General features: G+C 37.2%; 4 tRNA genes. All 4 read right to left on the bottom strand.

Features of this window, described 5'->3' with window-relative positions:
• Positions 1-14: 14 nt before the first annotated feature.
• A tRNA-Lys gene (locus ACTXGU_RS22340) sits at positions 15-87 on the bottom strand.
• Positions 88-95: 8 nt separating this feature from the next.
• A tRNA-Thr gene (locus tag ACTXGU_RS22335) sits at positions 96-171 on the bottom strand.
• A 27-nt stretch (positions 172-198) separates the two neighbouring features.
• Positions 199-274 (bottom strand) — tRNA-Val (locus tag ACTXGU_RS22330).
• Positions 275-277: 3 nt separating this feature from the next.
• Positions 278-352: transfer RNA gene (locus tag ACTXGU_RS22325), tRNA-Glu, on the bottom strand.
• Positions 353-548: the final 196 nt, after the last annotated feature.

Raw genomic sequence — 548 nt, 5'->3', positions numbered from 1 at the left:
ATATTTTTAAGTGATGAGCCATGGAGGATTCGAACCTCCGACCCTCTGATTAAAAGTCAGATGCTCTACCAACTGAGCTAATGGCTCATTTTAAATGGTGCCGGCGAGAGGACTTGAACCCCCAACCTACTGATTACAAGTCAGTTGCTCTACCAATTGAGCTACACCGGCAATTTTATACAGTTTGATTAATAAATATGGTGGAGGATGACGGGATCGAACCGCCGACCCTCTGCTTGTAAGGCAGATGCTCTCCCAGCTGAGCTAATCCTCCATTTGGTGACCCATACGGGATTCGAACCCGTGTTACCGCCGTGAAAGGGCGGTGTCTTAACCGCTTGACCAATGGGCCTTCTATTAAATAAGTTAGTACGAATCTTACGCTATGAAAGTATCAATAAAACATTTATTCAATTAGCGACAAGTAATATTATATAAAATCTATTAAATATTTGTCAATAAAAAATAATTTTTTTTTAATATAATTTGGCTATTACTTTTTATAAAATTATACAAAAAAATATGCATATATTATGCATATTTTTGGT

The organism is Niallia sp. 01092, from assembly GCF_052318935.1.
Lineage (GTDB): Bacteria > Bacillota > Bacilli > Bacillales > Cytobacillaceae > Niallia.
This window is presented reverse-complemented; position numbering and strand designations above follow the sequence as displayed.